The sequence below is a fragment of the Streptomyces sp. NPDC001292 genome (genome assembly GCF_042896465.1).
Lineage (GTDB): Bacteria > Actinomycetota > Actinomycetes > Streptomycetales > Streptomycetaceae > Streptomyces.
Map to the genome: position 1 here is coordinate 1 of NZ_JBIAXG010000127.1, position 1,874 is coordinate 1,874.

2 protein-coding genes and 1 pseudogene are annotated in these 1,874 nt (G+C 68.6%); 2 read left to right on the top strand and 1 reads right to left on the bottom strand.

Features of this window, described 5'->3' with window-relative positions:
* Window positions 1-196 precede the first annotated feature (196 nt).
* Window positions 197-972: pseudogene (locus ACFY4A_RS42505) on the bottom strand (RNA-guided endonuclease TnpB family protein); the annotation flags it as partial.
* Window positions 973-1,073: 101 nt separating this feature from the next.
* Here ACFY4A_RS42505 and ACFY4A_RS42510 point away from each other — a divergent pair.
* Both ACFY4A_RS42510 and ACFY4A_RS42515 read left to right on the top strand, forming a co-directional pair.
* Window positions 1,074-1,361: a hypothetical protein gene (locus tag ACFY4A_RS42510; RefSeq protein ID WP_390834659.1), complete on the top strand. Its 288-nt coding sequence runs from the start codon at window positions 1,074-1,076 to the stop codon at window positions 1,359-1,361.
* Window positions 1,358-1,678: a DUF6262 family protein gene (locus ACFY4A_RS42515; protein ID WP_390834660.1), complete on the top strand. Its 321-nt coding sequence runs from the start codon at window positions 1,358-1,360 to the stop codon at window positions 1,676-1,678. Before ACFY4A_RS42510 ends, ACFY4A_RS42515 begins: the two co-directional genes overlap by 4 nt.
* The last annotated feature ends 196 nt before the right edge of the window (window positions 1,679-1,874 follow it).

Here is a 1,874-nt window from a genome sequence, read left to right on the forward strand (position 1 = left end):
GTCGTCGATGTGCCGCGGTCGGCGTGCACGGTCTCGGGCACGATGTGCCGTTGCGGTTGATCCTCTCGCGGATCAACTCCTCGGCGCGGTCGGCTGATGCGGCCAGTTCCACCTGTGTGGCCGACAGTTTTGACATGCTCCTCGGGTGTTCGGGTGTAGCCCGAGGATTCTGGCCGTCCCACGGGGTGCTGTGCCGCTACGCGGCACGGTTTTCCGTATGGGATTCCTTGGCTTCCTGTTTCTTCACGCTGTGCCAGGACGGGTTCTGGTCTTAACCGGCGCTGAAGCAGGCTGTCACCGCCGGTCCGGCGGCCTGTTTTATGTTGAGGGCGGCGTTGTGGTCCCGGTCATGGACGGTGCTCCAGGCGATGCAGGTCCGTTTCCGCACGTGCAGGGGGCCGTCGCGGTGGCCGCAGGTGGAGCACACCTGGCTGGTGGGCTCGAACCGTCCGGCCTTGACGAAGGTCCGCCCGTACCGGGCCGCCTTGTACTGCAGCATGCTCACGAACTGCGACCACCCCGCGTCGTGGATGCTCCTGGCCAGCCGGGTGCGCGCCAGCCGCCCACCGCCAGGTCCTCCACCGCGACCGCTTGGTTCTCACGGATCAGCTGGGTGGAGAGCCGGTGGTGGAACTCGCGGCGCGCGTCGGCCACCCGCGCGTGCGCGCGGGCCCCTTCCGGAGGGCCTTGGCCCGGTTCTGCGAGCCCTTCTGCTTGCGGGACAGCTCCCGCTGGGCCTTTTTGAGTTTCTTCCCCGCGCGGCGCAGGAACCGCGGGGAGTCGATCTTCGTGCCGTCGGACAGGACCGCGAAGTGGGCCAGGCCGAGATCGATGCCAGTGCTCTGGCCGATGTCAGGCATGCGGGCCGCGTCGGCGGCCGGGTCGGTGTCGACGGCGAGCGAGGCGAAGTACCGGATCCGCCGCATCCTTGATCACGGTGACACTGGACGGGACGACGGCCAGAGGGCGCGATCATTTCACCTGATCTCCTTCATCGATTCCTGCCGCACGGATACTGCCTGCTTCCTCCGCTCCAGTCCTGCGACAAGGGCAATGCATGTCTGACCTGCTCGGTGTTCGTCACCGACTCCAGCCGCTTGGAGACGCTGCGGCGGCAGCTTGGCGAGACCGAGGCCCTGATCGAGCGGCCGGCCAGCGCTTTCCAGGCCCGGCACGGTCGGCCGATGCCCGCCGACAACGTGTGGCTCGTCCAGCGCAAGGCCGAGCGTGACGCCCTGGTGAAGCTGTCGGCTTCCATGCAGGGGAGCCCCGGGCGCCCCTGCCAGGGCGCCGGGAGTCCGACCGCCGGGCCGACCACGATCACGATCGACACCACCCGCCACCGGGGGACGCAGCCGTGAGCGACAACAGGCAGCAGCGGATCGACACCCTCAAGGAAGCCGCCCGCCGGAAGTCGGAAGAGAAGACCAAGGCCGCCGAGGCGGCGATACGGCCGCTGGTCAAGCGCGGCGAGCAGGTGACCTTCCAAGCCGTCCAGCGCGAGGCCGGCGTCTCACAGAACTTCCTCTACAAGAACCCGGAGCTGCGGGACAAGAACCCGGAGCTGCGGGCCAGGATCGAGCACCAGCGGCGCACACACCACCCGGCACCCCGGCCGGTCCCGGCCGAAGGCGACAGCGGCAAATCGTCGCCCTCACCTCCGAGGTCGGCCGGCTGAAGACGCGGCACCGCCAGGAGGTCATGGAACTCCGCAGGGCTCTGGAGCAGGCGCACGGGGAGAACCTGGCGCTTCGCCGTGAACTGGAGCGCCGAGGATGGTCGCAGGTCACCGTTGCAGGTCTGTTGTGACGAGCGCTCCAAGTTGGCCAGTCTGGCCAACTGGAGCGCTCTGTTCAGGGCTGGCCGGCTACGGG